Source organism: Macrococcus brunensis, assembly GCF_022343725.1.
Taxonomy (GTDB): Bacteria; Bacillota; Bacilli; order Staphylococcales; family Staphylococcaceae; genus Macrococcus; species Macrococcus brunensis.
In genome coordinates, this window is the sequence record NZ_CP092179.1 from 668057 (window position 1) to 685492 (window position 17436).

General features: G+C 42.2%; 20 protein-coding genes and 1 pseudogene. 12 read left to right on the top strand and 9 right to left on the bottom strand.

From position 1 onward, the window contains the following. Positions 1-102 precede the first annotated feature (102 nt). From mnhG to kapB, 8 genes are all read right to left on the bottom strand, one after another. Positions 103-444 (bottom strand): monovalent cation/H(+) antiporter subunit G, encoded by a 342-nt coding sequence (mnhG, locus tag MGG13_RS03605; protein ID WP_133432392.1) that lies wholly within the window; start codon positions 442-444, stop codon positions 103-105. Beyond that, on the bottom strand, positions 425-709 hold the full coding sequence (locus MGG13_RS03610) for a Na(+)/H(+) antiporter subunit F1 (RefSeq protein WP_133432391.1): 285 nt from the start codon (positions 707-709) through the stop codon (positions 425-427). The genes mnhG and MGG13_RS03610 overlap by 20 nt, the downstream gene beginning before the upstream one ends. Continuing rightward, positions 706-1185 (bottom strand): Na+/H+ antiporter subunit E, encoded by a 480-nt coding sequence (locus MGG13_RS03615; protein ID WP_133432390.1) that lies wholly within the window; start codon positions 1183-1185, stop codon positions 706-708. The genes MGG13_RS03610 and MGG13_RS03615 overlap by 4 nt, the downstream gene beginning before the upstream one ends. Then, positions 1185-2654, bottom strand: a complete 1470-nt coding sequence (locus MGG13_RS03620) for a Na+/H+ antiporter subunit D (protein ID WP_239035399.1) — start codon at positions 2652-2654, stop codon at positions 1185-1187. The genes MGG13_RS03615 and MGG13_RS03620 overlap by 1 nt, the downstream gene beginning before the upstream one ends. Then, positions 2644-2985 carry a Na(+)/H(+) antiporter subunit C gene (locus tag MGG13_RS03625; RefSeq protein WP_239035400.1) on the bottom strand — a complete coding sequence of 114 codons (342 nt, stop codon included), beginning with the start codon at positions 2983-2985 and terminating at the stop codon, positions 2644-2646. Before MGG13_RS03625 ends, MGG13_RS03620 begins: the two co-directional genes overlap by 11 nt. After that, entirely contained in the window at positions 2985-3413 is a 429-nt protein-coding gene (locus MGG13_RS03630; protein WP_133432387.1) for a Na(+)/H(+) antiporter subunit B, read from the bottom strand. Before MGG13_RS03630 ends, MGG13_RS03625 begins: the two co-directional genes overlap by 1 nt. Next, positions 3394-5763 carry a Na+/H+ antiporter subunit A gene (locus tag MGG13_RS03635; protein ID WP_239035401.1) on the bottom strand — a complete coding sequence of 790 codons (2370 nt, stop codon included), beginning with the start codon at positions 5761-5763 and terminating at the stop codon, positions 3394-3396. Before MGG13_RS03635 ends, MGG13_RS03630 begins: the two co-directional genes overlap by 20 nt. 120 nt (positions 5764-5883) lie before the next feature. Then, a complete protein-coding gene (gene kapB / locus MGG13_RS03640; protein WP_133432385.1) occupies positions 5884-6258 on the bottom strand; it encodes a sporulation phosphorelay system protein KapB in 375 nt (124 codons plus the stop codon). Between the two features lie 61 nt (positions 6259-6319). Here kapB and MGG13_RS03645 point away from each other — a divergent pair, with 61 nt between their 5' ends. From MGG13_RS03645 to MGG13_RS03680, 8 genes are all read left to right on the top strand, one after another. Beyond that, complete coding sequence (locus MGG13_RS03645; RefSeq protein ID WP_133432384.1) at positions 6320-6913, top strand: peptidylprolyl isomerase; 594 nt, start codon at positions 6320-6322, stop codon at positions 6911-6913. A 98-nt stretch (positions 6914-7011) separates the two neighbouring features. Next, positions 7012-7218: a hypothetical protein gene (locus MGG13_RS03650; RefSeq protein ID WP_133432383.1), complete on the top strand. Its 207-nt coding sequence runs from the start codon at positions 7012-7014 to the stop codon at positions 7216-7218. Continuing rightward, the gene (locus MGG13_RS03655; RefSeq protein WP_133432382.1) at positions 7202-7456 is read left to right on the top strand and encodes a DUF1871 family protein; all 255 of its coding nucleotides are present in this window, start codon (positions 7202-7204) and stop codon (positions 7454-7456) included. The genes MGG13_RS03650 and MGG13_RS03655 overlap by 17 nt, the downstream gene beginning before the upstream one ends. 60 nt (positions 7457-7516) lie before the next feature. Further along, positions 7517-7885 carry a S1 domain-containing post-transcriptional regulator Ygs gene (gene ygs / locus MGG13_RS03660; protein ID WP_208001775.1) on the top strand — a complete coding sequence of 123 codons (369 nt, stop codon included), beginning with the start codon at positions 7517-7519 and terminating at the stop codon, positions 7883-7885. 167 nt (positions 7886-8052) lie between these two features. Further along, positions 8053-9597 (top strand): L-glutamate gamma-semialdehyde dehydrogenase, encoded by a 1545-nt coding sequence (gene pruA, locus MGG13_RS03665; RefSeq protein ID WP_133432380.1) that lies wholly within the window; start codon positions 8053-8055, stop codon positions 9595-9597. 57 nt (positions 9598-9654) lie between these two features. Then, positions 9655-10848, top strand: a complete 1194-nt coding sequence (locus tag MGG13_RS03670; RefSeq protein ID WP_239035402.1) for an ornithine--oxo-acid transaminase — start codon at positions 9655-9657, stop codon at positions 10846-10848. A gap of 101 nt (positions 10849-10949) precedes the next feature. Further along, complete coding sequence (locus MGG13_RS03675; protein WP_133432378.1) at positions 10950-12194, top strand: Glu/Leu/Phe/Val family dehydrogenase; 1245 nt, start codon at positions 10950-10952, stop codon at positions 12192-12194. A 99-nt stretch (positions 12195-12293) separates the two neighbouring features. Then, complete coding sequence (locus MGG13_RS03680; RefSeq protein ID WP_239035403.1) at positions 12294-13454, top strand: iron-containing alcohol dehydrogenase; 1161 nt, start codon at positions 12294-12296, stop codon at positions 13452-13454. A 64-nt stretch (positions 13455-13518) separates the two neighbouring features. Here MGG13_RS03680 and MGG13_RS03685 read toward each other — a convergent pair. Then, positions 13519-13872: pseudogene (locus tag MGG13_RS03685) on the bottom strand (argininosuccinate synthase domain-containing protein); the annotation flags it as partial. A gap of 438 nt (positions 13873-14310) precedes the next feature. Here MGG13_RS03685 and MGG13_RS03690 point away from each other — a divergent pair. The 4 genes from MGG13_RS03690 (at position 14311) to lepB (MGG13_RS03705) (ending at position 17392) form a co-directional block, all read left to right on the top strand. Next, complete coding sequence (locus tag MGG13_RS03690; protein ID WP_239035404.1) at positions 14311-15657, top strand: glucose-6-phosphate isomerase; 1347 nt, start codon at positions 14311-14313, stop codon at positions 15655-15657. A 91-nt stretch (positions 15658-15748) separates the two neighbouring features. Then, a complete protein-coding gene (locus MGG13_RS03695) occupies positions 15749-16342 on the top strand; it encodes a TVP38/TMEM64 family protein (RefSeq protein WP_133432374.1) in 594 nt (197 codons plus the stop codon). Beyond that, the gene (lepB, locus tag MGG13_RS03700; RefSeq protein WP_133432373.1) at positions 16339-16821 is read left to right on the top strand and encodes a signal peptidase I; all 483 of its coding nucleotides are present in this window, start codon (positions 16339-16341) and stop codon (positions 16819-16821) included. The genes MGG13_RS03695 and lepB (MGG13_RS03700) overlap by 4 nt, the downstream gene beginning before the upstream one ends. A 10-nt stretch (positions 16822-16831) precedes the next feature. After that, entirely contained in the window at positions 16832-17392 is a 561-nt protein-coding gene (lepB, locus tag MGG13_RS03705) for a signal peptidase I (RefSeq protein ID WP_165983135.1), read from the top strand. Positions 17393-17436 lie beyond the last annotated feature (44 nt).

The following is a 17436-nucleotide window of genomic DNA, read 5'->3' on the forward strand; positions in this document are numbered from 1 at the left end:
TAAAAGAGAATTATCGCCAGTAACTCCATGAAAAGGCACCAAATCTTCAAGTTATCAGCGATAAGAGAGATTTGTCGCCAGTAACTCTTCAACTAAAAAATCCTACTCTGCATCCTTTAAGTCATCACGAACTGTTTTATCCGTATATTTGACGCCGTCATGATAAGCCGTCCGCATAAGCAGGTGTCCACCAATCGGACCAGTCATAAAGATAAACAGGACGGCCAGCAGAAGAGCAGGCTGAAAGAAATGATCTTTTGCCAGAAAGAAGAACATGACACCAATCATGATGAACATGACGCCAAGCGTTGCGGCTTTACTCGCAGCATGCGCGCGTGTATAAACATCTGGCAGGCGGAATAAACCGATAGCAGCGACTAAACTGAGTAATGAACCAATCATAATAAAAACTGCAGCTATGATGTTAAGAATCATCTCGTTCATATTCAATGATCTCTCCTTTATCCATGAATTTGGCAAACGAAACAGTTCCAAGGAATGAAAGGACAGCAAGCAGCATGATGATGCTGATATAGTACTGCGTATTCAGTATAATCGAGAAAAGTGCGACAACCGCCATAAGTGCAATGCCTATTGCATCAAGCGCTACGACACGGTCAGCCATCGATGGGCCTTTAATCGCACGATACAGAAATCCGAGTATACTGACTGATACGATGACGAGTCCAATTGCTGCGATATAGTTCATCTTACACCGACCTCCTTGATAGCAGCTTCAAATGAAGTGCGTATTCCTTCTATTTCGTCCTCAAGATTTGAGAAATCTATCGCATGAATATACAGTGTCTTTTTATCGTCACTGACTGCTGTCACGACTGTGCCTGGTGTTAAGGTTATAAGGAGTGACAAAAGCGAGATTTCCCAGTCTTTCGTCAGTTCTGTCGGATAGGCGAAAAATGCAGGTTCGATATCGATTTTTTTAGCCAGTACAATTTTCAAGACATCCAGGTTAGCCTTGAACAACTCGACCAGGAATATAAACCCTAAGCGAAGTGCTTTTGCAAAAGGTCTTAAGTAAAAGCGGCCTGGCAGGAACTTACGCATGACATAAACAGCAAATAAGCCGAAAAGGTAACCAAGTACGATATTGCCGAACGAAAATGATAATGTAATCAGGCACCATAATACGGTGAGAAGTATATTGATCAATGCTTGTATAGCCATTACTTCACCTCCAGTATTTTCGTATATTCAGATGTGTCCGTCAAAGTGACTGCAGCCTGATGGAAGAGCGGGAACAGTTGGTCCGCATAGAAGCCAAAAGCAACCGCAAGCATTGTTACAAGGAAGCTGACGACCATCATTTTCATATAAGGAGGATGCTGAATAAGAGCGCCCGGTTTTCCCCAGAATACGTTGATGAAGATTCTGATGACCGAGTAGAGTACGACAAGACTACTCAGTAGTACGATAACTGCCGCTATAATGTGCTGCTCCTGGAACAGTGCTTTGACGATATAATACTTACCATAAAAACCACTGAGCGGCGGTATTCCTGCAAGCGATAGTGCTGCGATGAAGAAAGTCCAGCCGAGTAATGGATATTGTTTAATCAGTCCGCCTGTTTTATCAAACGTCGTCTGCCCCGTGATACGTATAATCACACCGACGAGCATAAAGAGCGCCGCCTTGATGATAATGTCATGGAATACGTAGTAAATCGCACCGAGCATACCGTCAACTGTTAAGAGGCTGACGCCTGTGATAATGACGCCTATCGCGATCATGATGTTATAAATAATGATTTTCTTCATATCGCGGTAAGCAAGCGCACCGATACAGCCTGATATGATAGTCAGGAGCGCCAGTACTAAAAGGATATTTCCTACTGTCTCCGTCGGGAAGAAAAGAGAGTAGGTTCTCATAATGGCGTAGACACCGACTTTAGTCAGCAGCGCACCAAATATCGTCAAAATCGCGATAGGTGGCGCATAGTAGGCGCCCGGCAACCAGAAATAAAGAGGGAACATACCCGCTTTAGTTGCAAACACAAAGGTAAAGAGTATCGCACAGATCGTGATAATTGAATGATCGCCTAACTGAGCAAGCTTAACGCTGATATCAGCCATGTTCAAAGAACCGACAACCGAGTAAAGCATCGCTACAGCCAGTACAAAGAATGACGAGGAAATAACATTGACGAGAATGTATTTAATGCTTTCCTGCAACTGAATCTTTGTGCCGCCGATAATCATCAGAACATAAGAACTCATCAGGAAGACTTCAAAGAAAACAAATAAGTTGAAAATATCTCCTGTAGAGAATGCCCCATTCAATCCTGCCAGCATAAACATGAGAGAAGAATAATAGTAATAGCGTTCTCTTTCAAATGACACAGATTGATAAGAATAGACGATGATAAAAATCATCATGAGTGAAGAGGTAAATACAAATGCCGCTGACAGATAATCGACAGTAAGCGTAATGCTGTAAGGTACTGGCCAGCTGCCGAGTTCCAGAAACTGAATGCCGTGCTGCATGACATTCCAGAGGTTAAAACTGGCACAGACAAGAGTGATTAAAGCCCCGGCAAAGACCACCATTCGTTTAGTGAGCGCTTGTTTGCCTAGAAAAATCAGAATGATGGAGATAATAGCAGGGATGACGATCGGTAGTACGAGACTATTGCTCATCTGGCACACCTCGCATTTCTTCCAGATTATCTGTACCCAGTTCCTTGTAACTTCTGAACGCGAGCACGAGTATAAATGCTGTTATCGCGAAACTGATAACGATGGCCGTCAGAATGAGAGCCTGAGGAATAGGATCAACATATCGTTTAATCTCTTTACCATAGATCGGAATCGCGCCTTCTTTCAGTCCACCCATAGACAAGAGGAGCAGATTGACTGCATGGGTCAGAATAGACGTACCGATAATGACACGTAGCAGGCTTCTGGACAGAATCAGATAAACGGCCGCTGCAACTAAGATGCCGGCTAATATAATCATGACTATTTCCATTATTCGTTCTCTCCAATCGTCAGGATGATGGTCATGCAAGTACCGATAACAGCCAGCATGACGCCTAAATCAAATAGCATCGCTGTGTGCCAGTGAATCGCCCCGAATACAGGCAGATGCAGATCACCGTAATAGTGTTTAAAGAAAGGATCACCCTTTAATACAGCAATAAACGGTGTAATAAAGCAGAATGTTAACCCCCATGCGATGACAATTTTAAAGTCAATAGGGAGAAGCTGGTTCAGCGTCTTAATATCATAGGCAATTAATATCAGCAGGAGCGCCCCAGAGACAAGTAGACCGCCTACAAATCCTCCGCCGGGTGAATAATGGCCACCCAGGAAGATTGAAAGACTGAACATGATGATGATAAAGAAGATGACGAGCGTGCTGAACTGCAGAATGACATCATTTCTCTGTTTGTTCATGCGAGTCATCCTTTCTGTAACGTAATTTAATCAGTGTATAGATTCCGATGCCCGCTATACCGAGTACCGTTGATTCGAAGAGTGTATCAAAACCGCGGAAATCTACGAGTATGACATTGACCATATTTTTTCCTGCGGCGAGGTCATAGACGTGTTTAATATAGTATTCATTGATTGAAGGATAGAAGCGATGACCGTAAGAGACCAGTCCTATCACCGTAACGGCTAAACCTGTCATAATGGCGATTAGTGCATTGCTCAGTTTAAAGCGGGCAGTCTCACCGTAAAGCTTAAGTTTAGGAAGGTGATAGAAACACATCAGAAACAGGGCAGTCGAAATCGTTTCAATCGTCAATTGTGTCAATGCAAGGTCAGGTGCATTGAAGAAGACAAAGAATAATCCGATAGAATAACCGATGGTGCTCAGCATGATAATGCTGAAGATACGTGATTTTGCTTTTAATATCATCACTGTGGCAATCAGGATGATGGCCACAAGAAACATCTCATAGATACGAATATCTGCGAGCTGCCACTTGCCGAAATCAATCGGCTGAAGGACGAATGTGACAGCCGTCAGAATAGTCAACGTGCAGAAAATGAGAATGACATGGAACCTGCTGCCAGATTTAATGACTTTATGATTCAGATAATAAGTAGAAGTTTCAGTTTTCTTCAAGGCTGCCTGATAAAGGTGGTTAAAAGTGACATGCTCAGGCTGAAGCTGATAGATACGCTTCCATTTAGAATAGAAGTAGACCATGGCACTACCAAGAAGAATAATCACAAGGGTCGTCAGCAGTGCAGGATTGAACCCATGCCAGTGTGTAATATGAATATGTTCAACCGGTTTATTTAAGATAGCATGACTGGCTGATTCTATTATCGGCGTCAGGATATTCGGCATAAGTCCGGTAATCACGACGATAGTCACAAGGACAAGAGGTGACAGCAGCATCATAATCGGTGCTTCATGTACTTCTTTTGGCAGGTCACGTCTCTCGCCGAAGAAGACATCTTTAATCATTTTGACTGAGTAGATGAACGTGAACAGACTGCCGATAATAATGAGTGCCAGCAGAACGAATACCATCAGAGGATTGAATAAATCCGTATAACGTGTATCGAACATGCTGGTTAAGAACATTTCTTTAGACAGGAAGCCGTTAAAAGGAGGCAGACCTGCCATACTGAGCGCACCAATGACTGCTGCTGTAAAAGTAATCGGCATCACCTGCAAGAGACCGGACAGCTTACGTAAGTCACGAGTCCCTGTTTCATGGTCGATAATACCGACAACCATAAACAGCGCGCCTTTGAATGAAGCATGGTTAAAAATGTGGAAGACACAGGCTGCGATACTGAGATAGAAAATTTCGTCATGCTGGAAATGCAGGCTGATGCCTCCTACTCCGAGCAAGGTCATCATCAGTCCGAGCTGGCTGACAGTACTGTATGCGAGAACACCTTTTAAGTCACGCTGCTTCACAGCATTGAACGATGCCCAGAAGAGTGTCACAGCACCCGCAAAAGTGACCGCATAGATCCAGAGCGATGAGACAGCAAATATAGGAGTGAAGCGAGCCACTAAATAAATCCCGGCTTTAACCATCGTCGCTGAGTGCAGGTAAGCACTGACGGGCGTCGGCGCTTCCATCGCATCTGGCAGCCAGATATGGAACGGGAACTGTGCTGATTTCGTAAAGGCCGCAAGCAGGATGCAGCACAGTGCAACCGTAAACAGCGGAGAAGCAGCAATCGTTTCCCGCATTGTAAACATTTCACGGATGCTGAAAGTATGTGTAATGGCAACGAGTGACATCAAACCACCAAGAAGCATGAGACCCCCAAAGACAGTGATCAGCATTGATTTCAGCGCGCCCTGAATGGATTTTTCTTTCTGATTCCAGAAAGCGATGAGCAGAAAACTCGAAATACTGGTCAGTTCCCAGAACATATAAAGTGCGAGAACATTGTCGCTTAAGACAACACCGAGCATGGCACCCATAAAGAGCATCAGATAACAGTAGAAATGACCGAGCGCTTCTTTACGTCCGAGATAATGGATGGAATAGAAGACGACGAGTGTACCGATCACTGTGATCAGCATGGTAAATAGAAAACTGAAGCCATCAAGATTAAAGTCGAGGTTCAGTCCTACTCTCGGCATCCAGTTAAATGAACTGACGGTCTGACCTGTCAGTTTTGCGCTGATCAGTATAAGCGCAGCTGACATCGGAAACAAGAGCGCGATATAACCTGGATGGAGTCTTTTGAGATAAGAATAAATAATAGGTACGATAACGGCACCTAGAAAAGGCAGAAGAACTGCGAGCTGTAACAAATGCATATTTGACCTCCTTAGCATAGTCATCAGTATACAGAAAAAAGAGTCGCCTTCAAACAAGGGGGAAACGAATTATCCGCTGTTCTTAAATAGGAAGAAAGCGAATGGACGTTCACAAAAATGTCAAAAAGTAATGTGGTTATAATGATGATATTCTTCTTTAAGATTGCTTAACGCTTTGAGCGCCTGCTGATTGTAATCACTATTTTCAGCTGTTAGTTTTTCCTCAAGACGACCGACAGCTTCCTTAAGTGATAAGTTATAATCAGGAACCTCTCCGTCGTATGGTTTAAGTAGATTAGGATGCACGATGCGTTTTTCTTTAAAAGCGAGCGCTTTACGTTCATGGAAGAAAACATCGGTCTCACCAGGCGCATGCAGGTCTCCTTGTTTAGGGTGGTGGACAACCGCAAGGACTTGAACGAGTGCCCCATTCGGATGTTCTCCAATCTCTTCTACTATATAGCGTCCTGTTTTGAACGGGAGTTGATAATACATATTCATCATCCTTTATGTTAATATATTATGGTACTTATCATATCACGAAGGAGTGTTCATCATGACACAATTTCCGCAATTAAATACTGAGATTGCAGAAAACGAACGCGCAGTTAATTTAGTAACTTCAATGGGAACAATGAAAATCAAGTTATTCCCTGAACTTGCTCCTAAAACTGTTGAAAACTTTATCGGCCTTGCTGAGAAAGGTTATTACGAAGGAATTACTTTCCACCGCGTCATCAATGATTTCATGATTCAAGGTGGCGACCCATCTGGTACAGGTATGGGCGGCGAAAGCATCTACGGTGATTCTTTTGAAGATGAATTCTCGATGGAAGCATTCAATCTTTACGGCGCACTGTCAATGGCAAATGCTGGACCTAACACAAATGGTTCTCAGTTCTTCATCGTTCAGATGAAAGATGTCCCAGCTCAAATGTTATCACAATTAAAGCAAGGTGGCTGGCCAGAAGAAATCGTTGATGCTTACGGTGAAAAAGGTGGTACACCTTGGTTAGACCAGAAACATACTGTTTTCGGTCAAGTTATCGAAGGATTAGACGTTTTAGAAGCCATTGCTGCTGTTAAAGTAGGACCACAGGATAAACCGGTTGAAGATGTAACAATTGAAAAAGTTGAAATCCTCAAGTAATCCCGAGTAAATCAATAAGTCATGAAATGTTCATGACTTATTGATTTTTTTTTAATTATAGCGTGCTATAATTTTTAGGGATTAGGAGATGATGAATCATGATGGAATTTCTATATTTTCCGGAAAATAAAATGGAATATATCCCTGCAGTCATTACACTGGCTATTTTTATGATACTGGCATACGTTACATTCCGTTATTTTAGAAATCATGCTTCAAAAGAAGAAGCAAAGATGGAAGCATTCGAACAGGATGTCCTGAGAAAACTTGAGAACAAGGAACTGAAAAATGAACGCAGTATTTAATATCGAACTTTATAAATTACTTGCAGACTGGAATCCGATGCATTTCGAAGATCCGACGATGGGTGACCATGAAATCTATGACTGTATGGACCTGATTCATCAGAAAAAGAGCAGAGAAGAAACGATTGAAGGCATTCAGTCCATTTATCGTTATGCGTTTGATAGTGCACCAGCTGAAGCAGACGTGAACCGGGTTCTTGACCGTGTCGAGCTGCTTAACCAGACGTGCGAACTCTAGTTACTTCCGTCCTCTTTATGATACACTGATAGTATTGATTAAAGAGGTAAAGGAGGGATGATGATGACGAAATATCACAAGGGTCAGTTCGTCAAAGTGAAAGTCACGGGAATCCAGCCGTACGGTGCATTTGTAGAAACTCTGGACCACGTTGAAGGACTTATTCACATCTCAGAAGTCATGAACGATTATATCCATAATTTAAACGTCTTCTTATCAGTAGGGCAGATTGTGAAGGCAAAAGTACTTGATGTGTCGGCTGATGGTAAACTCAATCTGACACTCAAAGAGAATGACTATTTCAGACGTCAGGAACGAAAAAAAGAAAAGAAATCTGTTCTGGATGAAATCAATCAGGAACAGACGATTGGTTTTGAATCACTGCGGCAGAAGCTGCCAGAATGGATTAACAAATCAGATAAATATTAAGGACATGACTGAATATAGGTCATGTTCTTTTTTTGTATGTTTAACCTAAAATAAGCATAAATATTTTTCTTCACAATTTATTGCAAAGGACTTGAAAGTAAGACACTTTTTGTTCATTATTAAGGATGTAAGGGTTTTCTATGAACCTAATTTTAGGAGGGACAATAATGATTCCATATAAACACGAACCATTTACTGATTTTACTGTTGCAGAAAATCAGGAAGCAATGAAAAAAGGCCTTGAAACAGTTAATAACTACTTAGGTCAGGACTATCCACTGATCATTGGTGGCGAACGCATCATGACAGAAGATAAAGTTCGTTCATACAACCCATCTAAAAAAGATGAAACAATCGGATACATCTCTAAAGCAACACAAGAACATGCTGAAAAAGCAATGGCTGTCGCTAAAGAAACATTCGAAACTTGGAGAAAATCTTCTCCTGAATTCCGTGCAGACGTATTATTCCGCGCAGCTGCAATCATCCGTCGCCGCAAATGGGAATTCTCAGCACTTCTGATTAAAGAAGCAGGGAAACCTTGGAACGAAGCAGATGCTGATACAGCAGAAGCAATCGACTTCCTTGAGTTCTATGGCCGCGAAATGTTACGTCTTAAAGACGGCGTTAAAGTAGAAAGCCGTCCAGGTGAATTCAACCGTTATGATTATATTCCATTAGGTGTAGGTGTTGTTATCTCACCTTGGAACTTCCCGTTCGCAATCATGGCAGGAACAACTGTAGCGCCGCTTGTAACAGGTAACACAGTACTTCTTAAACCATCTTCAAACACATTAGTGGTTGCTTACAAATTCATGGAAGTGTTAGAAGAAGCGGGTATGCCTAAAGGTGTTGTTAACTTTATCCCAGGTTCTTCACGTGACATCGGTGACTTCATTGTTGACCATGTTGACACTCGTTTCATCTCATTCACTGGTTCACGTGATGTAGGTGTCCACATCTATGAACGCGCTGCAAAAGTACACGAAGGTCAATTAAACCTTAAACGTGTAATCGCTGAAATGGGCGGTAAAGATACAATCGTTGTTGACTCAGAAGCAGATCTTGAACTGGCAGCTGAATCAATCGTGAAATCAGCGTTTGGTTTCTCTGGTCAGAAATGTTCAGCCTGCTCACGTGCTATCATCGTTGAAGATGTCTACGATGAAGTAGTGGCTAAAGTTAAAGAAAAGACAGAAAAATTAACAGTGGGTAATACTGAGACAAATGAACACTTCATGGGTCCAGTTATCGATGAATCTTCTCTTAACAAAATCAAAGAATATATTGAAATCGGTAAACAAGAAGGTGAACTTCTTGTCGGTGGTACAACAGACGAAGAAGAAGGTCACTTCGTTCATCCAACAGTCTTTGTTGGACTCAATCATGATGACCGCATCATGCAGGAAGAAATCTTCGGACCTGTTGTCGGTATCGCTAAAGCGAAAGACTTCACAGAAGCGATTAAATTCGCGAACAATACAGATTACGGTTTAACAGGTGCTGTTATCACAAATAACCGTGAGCATTTAGAAGAAGCACGTCGTGACTTCATGGTAGGTAACCTTTACTTCAACCGTGGCTGTACAGGCGCAATCGTTGGTTACCAGCCATTCGGTGGCTTCAAAATGTCAGGTACGGACTCTAAAGCGGGCGGTCCTGATTACTTAGTCCTTCATATGCAAGGTCGTACATCATCAGAAATGCTTTAATAAAAAAACTACAGTAGTGCTTTTTGAGCACTACTGTTTTACTAAAAGGGGATTATTATGACTAAATCAACTGAAATCATTGAACAGACAAATCATTACGGCGCACCTAACTATCATCCACTTCCGATCGTTATTTCTGAAGCTGAAGGTGTCTGGGTAAAAGATCCTGAAGGCAATAAATATATGGATATGTTATCTGCTTATTCAGCAGTTAACCAAGGTCACCGTCATCCAAAAATCATCCAGGCTTTAAAAGATCAGGCCGATCATGTGACACTGACTTCTCGTGCATTCCATAGTGATCAGCTCGGACCATGGTATGAAAAGATCTGTAAACTGGCAGGTAAAGATATGGTACTGCCGATGAATACAGGTGCTGAAGCAGTTGAGACTGCGATTAAGGCGGCACGTCGCTGGGCATATGATGTCAAAGGTGTAGTGAAAGACCAGGCAGAAATCGTAGCGATGAAAGGTAACTTCCACGGTCGTACAATGGCTGCAGTTTCTTTATCAAGCGAAGCAGAATATCAGCGTGGTTATGGCCCGTTGCTTGGCGGCTTTAAGCTTGTAGACTTCGGTGATATCGAACAGATTAAAGCAGCAATTACACCGAACACAGCTGCAGTTTTACTTGAGCCTATCCAAGGTGAAGCGGGTATCAATATTCCTGCTGACGGCTTCCTGAAACAAGTGCGTGAAGTTTGTGACGCTAATAATGTTCTGTTTATTGCTGATGAAATTCAGGCAGGTCTTGGTCGTTCTGGTAAACTTTTCGCGACGGACTGGGATAATGTCAAGCCTGATATGTACATCTTAGGTAAAGCACTTGGCGGCGGTGTCTTCCCGATTTCATGTGTATTAGCTGACAAAGAAATCCTTGAAGTCTTCAATGCGGGATCACACGGTTCTACATTCGGTGGTAATCCACTTGCTTGTGCCGTTTCTATCGCAGCACTTGATGTCTTAGTTGATGAAAAATTATCTGAGCGTTCACTTGAACTGGGTGAATACTTCAAAGCAGAACTTCAGAAAATTGATAATCCAATCATTAAAGAAGTACGCGGTAAAGGACTCTTCATCGGTGTTGAATTAACTGAAAATGCTCGTCCATACTGTGAACAGTTGAAAGAACTAGGTCTCTTATGTAAAGAAACACATGACACAGTGATCCGTTTTGCACCACCTCTTATCATTTCTAAAGAAGAACTTGACTGGGCATTAGAACGCGTGAAACAAGTATTTGCTAAATAGGTTGGTAGCGTTTTCAAAAAATATGAGTTAAGCCTTTTATTGTGAATTAAATATGTTACAATAATTGAGAACTAAAGTATTGAAAAAGAGGCGAAGAGGATATGGCAGAGCACGAAAACTTAGTAAAATCATCACAGATCATCATAAAAGATGCACTTGATAAATTAGGTTTTGATGAGGGAATGTACGAATTAGTGAAGGAACCGATGCGTTTATTAACAGTACGTATACCGGTCCGTATGGATGATGGGACAGTGAAAACTTTCACTGGTTACCGTGCGCAGCATAATGATGCTGTAGGTCCCACTAAAGGGGGCGTACGTTTCCACCCTGACGTAGATGAAGATGAAGTAAAAGCATTATCAATGTGGATGACATTGAAGTGTGGTATCGTCGACTTACCTTATGGTGGGGGTAAAGGCGGTATCGTCTGTGATCCTCGTCAGATGAGTATTCATGAGGTAGAACGTTTATCACGTGGTTATGTCCGCGCGATTTCACAGATTGTAGGACCGACTAAAGATATTCCAGCGCCAGACGTCTTCACTAACTCACAGATCATGGCGTGGATGATGGATGAATACAGCAAAATGGATGAGTTCAACTCACCAGGATTTATTACAGGGAAGCCGATTGTACTGGGTGGTTCTCAAGGTCGTGACCGTTCTACAGCACTTGGTGTAGTCATCGCGATTGAAGAAGCAGCTAAACGTCGAGGTAAAACGATTAAGGATTCACGTGTTGTTATCCAAGGGTTTGGTAACGCAGGTAGCTTCTTAGCGAAATTCCTCTACGATGCAGGTGCTAAAGTCATTGCAATCTCAGATGCACACGGGGCACTTCACGACCCGAATGGATTAGACATTGATTATTTACTCGATCGTCGTGACAGCTTCGGAACAGTCACTAATTTATTTGAAGATACTATCTCAAACAAAGAATTATTTGAACTGGACTGCGATATCTTAGTGCCGGCTGCAATCTCTAACCAGATTACAGAAGACAATGCACATGATATTAAAGCGGAAATCGTTGTAGAAGCGGCTAATGGCCCGACAACGATGGAAGCGACTAAAATCCTGACTGAACGCGGCATTCTGCTTGTTCCGGACGTACTGGCAAGTGCAGGCGGCGTCACGGTTTCTTACTTCGAGTGGGTACAGAATAATCAAGGTTATTACTGGACTGAAGAAGAAGTAAACGAAAAGCTACGCGAAAAATTAGTGCGTGCATTCGATAACATCTACTCTCTTGCGCAGACTAGAAATATTGATATGAGACTTGCTGCTTATATCGTCGGTATCAAACGTACAGCTGAAGCTGCACGATACCGCGGATGGGCATAATATAAAAGGACTCCTTTTGGGGTCCTTTTTTTGAGCAGTTTATTTCTTAGTTTAAGGTGAACCGTCTACAATAGAAGTACTTATTAGAGGAGGTTTATGATGAATTCATTTACATTTTACAATCCGACACAGCTTGTGTTCGGTAAAGACAGTATCGAAAAACTGCCACAAATGATCAGTCAGTTTACTGAAGGCAAAAAAATACTGGTGACTTATGGCGGCGGCAGCATCAAAAAGTCGGGACTACATACGAAAATGTTGAATTTACTGGCAGACTACGAAGTATATGAATTCGGAGGCATTGAACCGAATCCACGTCTCTCTACAGTGAAAAAAGCAGTAGCGATTGTTAAAGAAAAAGAGATTGATTTTATCCTTGCTGTAGGGGGCGGCAGTGTCATTGACGGCACAAAATTAATTTCTGCTGCAAGCAAACTGGACAACGATCCATGGGATATCGTGACGCGTAAAGTCACACCGACTGCAGTAGTGCCATTCGGTACTATCCTGACGATTTCTGCAACAGGCTCTGAGATGAACTCAGGATCAGTGATCACAAACTGGGAAACGAATGAGAAGCTAGGCTGGGGTTCGCCTCTTGTCTTTCCTAAATTCTCACTGCTGAACCCTGAAATTTTGTATACATTACCTGAAAATCAGACGGTAAACGGTATCGTCGATTCAATGAGTCATTTGATTGAACAGTACTTCAATGAAGCGGATAACAGTGCGATTGGCGATGCGATGATTGCCGGTGTGATGAAACAAATTATGTCAGCAGGACGTACTGCCTTATCACAACCGGATAATTACGAAGCGCGTGAGACATTAATGCTCGGCGCGACAGTCGCTTTAAACAGCTTTATGCGTATGGGTTATAACGGTGACTGGGCAACGCACAACTTAGAACATGCTGTCAGTGCGGTACATGACATTGCCCACGGTGCAGGACTAGCGATTCTATTCCCGGCATGGATGAAGTATGTCAGTCAGCATCAACCTGCGCGTTTTGCACAGTTTGCAGAAGATGTCTTTGACGTCGATCAGAATCTTTCTGAAAGTGAGAAAGTTGAGGCAGGTATTAAAGGACTTGAAGATTACTGGCAGTCTATCGGTGCACCGAGCAGACTCAGTGATTTTGAGATTACTGCAGAGGATTTTGAAACCTTTGCAGATAAGACCTTATTCAATGGACCATTCGGTAACTTCTATCAGTTAGATAAAGAAGCAGTGATGGAAATCTATAAGCTCGCTGAATAAATTAAAAGGGAAGGCACTATAAGAGTGCGTTCCCTTTTTTGAGTTGTGCTAACACAGCCTCTGTGCCTGTACATCCATGTGCAATATAGGTCGCACCTTTCTCCTGCGCCACTTTCACGAGCTCCTTAGCAATAAGGGGGCGGCTCAAGGCAGAGACGAGCGGATAAGTCTGCTCATACAGGCTGTTTCCTTTAATGGCGTAGCTTAAATAATCCTGAGCAAACGTTTCTACTTTATCGTGCATGATTGATTCTGAAGCGCCTACCTTTAAAGCTTTCTCCTTAATAAGTGTCAGATCTTTATTTTCTCCGACATTCAGGCAGCAGGCGATGACCTCATAGCCCTGATTGACTAACCACTGGATAGCGACACTAGTATCAAGACCTCCGGAATAGGCAAGTACAACTTTTTCAGACATAAATAAAACCTCCATACATTTTTATAAGTATTAATAATAATGATTTATTATGCAATAATGACTAACATATTATATTGTTTTAGTTCAAGTATTTTTATTCTAATTTATGAATATATATTAGTTTTAATCATGTTGATGGCGAATATTATAAGAGTGGTGTCAACCGCGCCACTCACGGACATAATCCAGATTGAGTGTCGTCAACCGCGCCACTCACGGACATAATCCAGATTGAGGGGCGTCAACCGCGCCACTCGCGGGCCAAATTCTATTTGAGTGGCGCTAACCGCGCCACTCACGAACAGAATCCAGTCTGAGTGGCGTCACCTAAGTCAATCAATCTGTTACCAAATCGCCATATTCTCGTTCTACATTCATTGAGAAGTCCATAAGTTTCAAGTAAAATGAAAGGGAATTCAATTACAGGAGGCTATTCAGATGACACATATCAAATTTGATTATGAAACAGCTCTAACATTTCTCGGCCAGCACGAACTGGATCAGATGAGAGACCTTGTCAAAAATACGCATCATACCATTCACGAAGGTTCAGGTGCCGGTAGTGACTACCTAGGATGGGTAAACCTGCCCGAGGATTATGATAAAGAAGAGTTTGCACGCATCAAAGAATCTGCAGAAAAAATCAAGTCAGATAGTGAAATCCTGCTTGTCATCGGTATTGGTGGTTCTTACTTAGGAGCCCGTGCCGCTATTGAGATGTTATCAGGTACATTTGATAACTTTGCACCTCAAGAAGGTCGTCCGCAGATTATTTTTGTCGGTCATCACCTCTCTTCAACTTACGTCAGTGACCTGATTCAGTATATCGACGGAAAAGATTTCTCAATCAATGTCATTTCTAAGTCAGGCACAACGACTGAACCGGCTGTCGCATTCCGTATCTTCAAGAAAATCTTAGAAGAGAAATACGGCAAAGAAGAAGCTAAATCCCGTATCTATGCGACAACTGATAAAGCGAAAGGCGCTCTTAAATCACTGGCAGATACAGAAGGATATGCAACGTTTGTTGTACCGGATGATGTCGGTGGCCGATACTCTGTTCTGACAGCTGTAGGCTTACTGCCAATAGCGGCAGCAGGTATCTCAATCGATGAGATGATGCAAGGTGCAGCAGCTGCTCGTGCAAATCTCTCTAGCTCAGAACTTGAAGATAATATCAGCTATCAATATGCAGCGATTCGTAACATTCTGTATAACAAAGGCTACACGATTGAAATGCTGATCAACTATGAACCAAGCCTGATGTATTTCAATGAATGGTGGAAACAGTTATTCGGCGAATCAGAAGGTAAAGACTTTAAAGGCATCTATCCATCAAGTGCGAATTTCTCTACTGATCTTCACTCACTTGGTCAGTATGTTCAGGAAGGACGCCGTGATATCTTCGAGACTGTCGTAAAAGTCGCATCACCACGTGCTGACATCACGATCGAGAAAGACGAAAACGACTTAGATGGACTGAACTTCTTAGCTGGTGAAACACTGGACTTCGTTAACACGAAAGCTTTCCAGGGTACGCTTCTTGCTCATACTGATGGCGGTGTACCGAACTTAGTAGTGGAAGTACCTAAACTCGATGCTTTTACTTTTGGTTATCTTGTATACTTCTTCGAACTCAGCTGTGCAATGAGCGGTTATCTGCTCGGTGTGAATCCATTTAATCAGCCGGGTGTGGAAGCATATAAACAGAATATGTTCGCACTCCTCGGGAAACCTGGATTTGAAGATAAGAAAAAAGAACTTGAAGAACGTCTCAATCAATAATATTCATCAGAAAACCGCGTATAGCGGTTTTCTTTTTATTTTCAGGTGGATAGTATAAACTAGTAATAAATACTTAAAAGAAGGTCAATTCATGTTTCATGATTTATTTACACCTGAGACGCTGCAGTTCTGGGTAGAACAGCATCCGCTATGGGGCTTGTTTCTCGGTTTTTTCCTGCCTTTTGCTGAAGCCTTTCTGCCTGTCCTGCCGATTGTGGTATTTGCCGTAGTGAATGCCAATGCATTTGGGCTGCCGCTCGGATTTTTTCTGACTTGGTCAGGTGCTGTATTAGGCGCTTATGCTGTCTTCATGGTTGTCAGGCGATATGGTCAGAGTCGTTTCGTTAAAAAACTGAATCGTCATCCGTATGTTGAAAAAATGATGTGGCGGATTAATGAGCAAGGCGTCATACCCCTTTTTGTACTGCTCTGTTTTCCGTTTACCCCATCGTTTTTGATCAATATTGTCGGCGCACTATCTAACATTAAGCAACGTCATTATTTACTGGCAACGATGACTGGAAAAGCGGTTATGCTTCTGCTTCTGAGTTACATCGGTTCTGATTTAAGATCATTTATTACTCAGCCGCTTAAATCTGTTGCCGTGATTGTGATACTTGCTGCACTCTGGTTCATCGGTAAGAAAGTAGAAGCGTATTATCATGCGCATGGGGGCCGGAAATGAAGAAATGGCTCTGGACTATCATCAGCTTTCTCATCTTCCTCGTGATTTTTCGTTCTTTTCTTCTGACATCGTACATAGTGGACGGCCAGTCCATGGAACCTGCACTTCCGGACGGTGAACTGGCATTTGTAAATGTGATAGGTGATGTCGTAAAGCCTGTAGAAACCCATGATATTATTTTTTTCAAAGTCAACAATCAGACGTTTGTCAAAAGAGTGGTCGCAACGCCGCATGACTATCTGTCTGTTCATCGTCAATATCTGTATGTCAATGGAGAAAGGTATTCAAAGCAGCGTGCAGATTATCAGGACCTGCTGAATATCAATGGACAATACGGGCAAGTCCTCCCTGAAAAATGTTATATTGTATTAGGAGACAATCTGAAAGAGAGTGTCGATTCAAGAACATTTGGCTGTGTGAATGAAAATGAGATTATAGGTAAAGTCATAGGTCACTTTGACCTGAAATTTAATGAATGAGGTGTCTTGTTTGAAAAAGGAGATTTTTGAGTGGCTGATTGCGATCATTGTTGCGGTCGCACTTTACTTTGTCATCCATCAGTTTTTATTCTTAGTTTATACGATTAATGGGGATTCGATGCATCCCACACTGAAAAATGGTGAGAAGGTCATCGTCAATAAAATAGGTTATACAATCGGAGAGATACATAAAGGTGATGTCGTTGTCTTCCATGCGGATAAGACAGATGATTATGTTAAACGCGTTATCGGTACAGGTGGCGATAAAGTCAGCTATAAAGACGATGAGCTCTATGTCAATGGTAAGAAAGTAGATGAGCCTTATTTAGATGAAAATAAGCTATCTAAGACAAACGTTCAGCTCACTGAAAACTTCTCTGTGAAGGATATTACTTCTCCGTCCGTAGATACGATTCCAGACGGTAAGTTACTTGTCCTGGGTGATAACCGTGAAGTCAGTAAGGATAGCCGGTACTTCGGTCTGATTGATGAAGATCAGGTCGTCGGTGAAGTAGCGCTTCGATTCTGGCCGTTCAATGTATTTCATTACAATTTTGATCCAGCTCAATAAGAACCAAACACTTTTTATATCCGTATAAAAAGTGTTTTTTAATA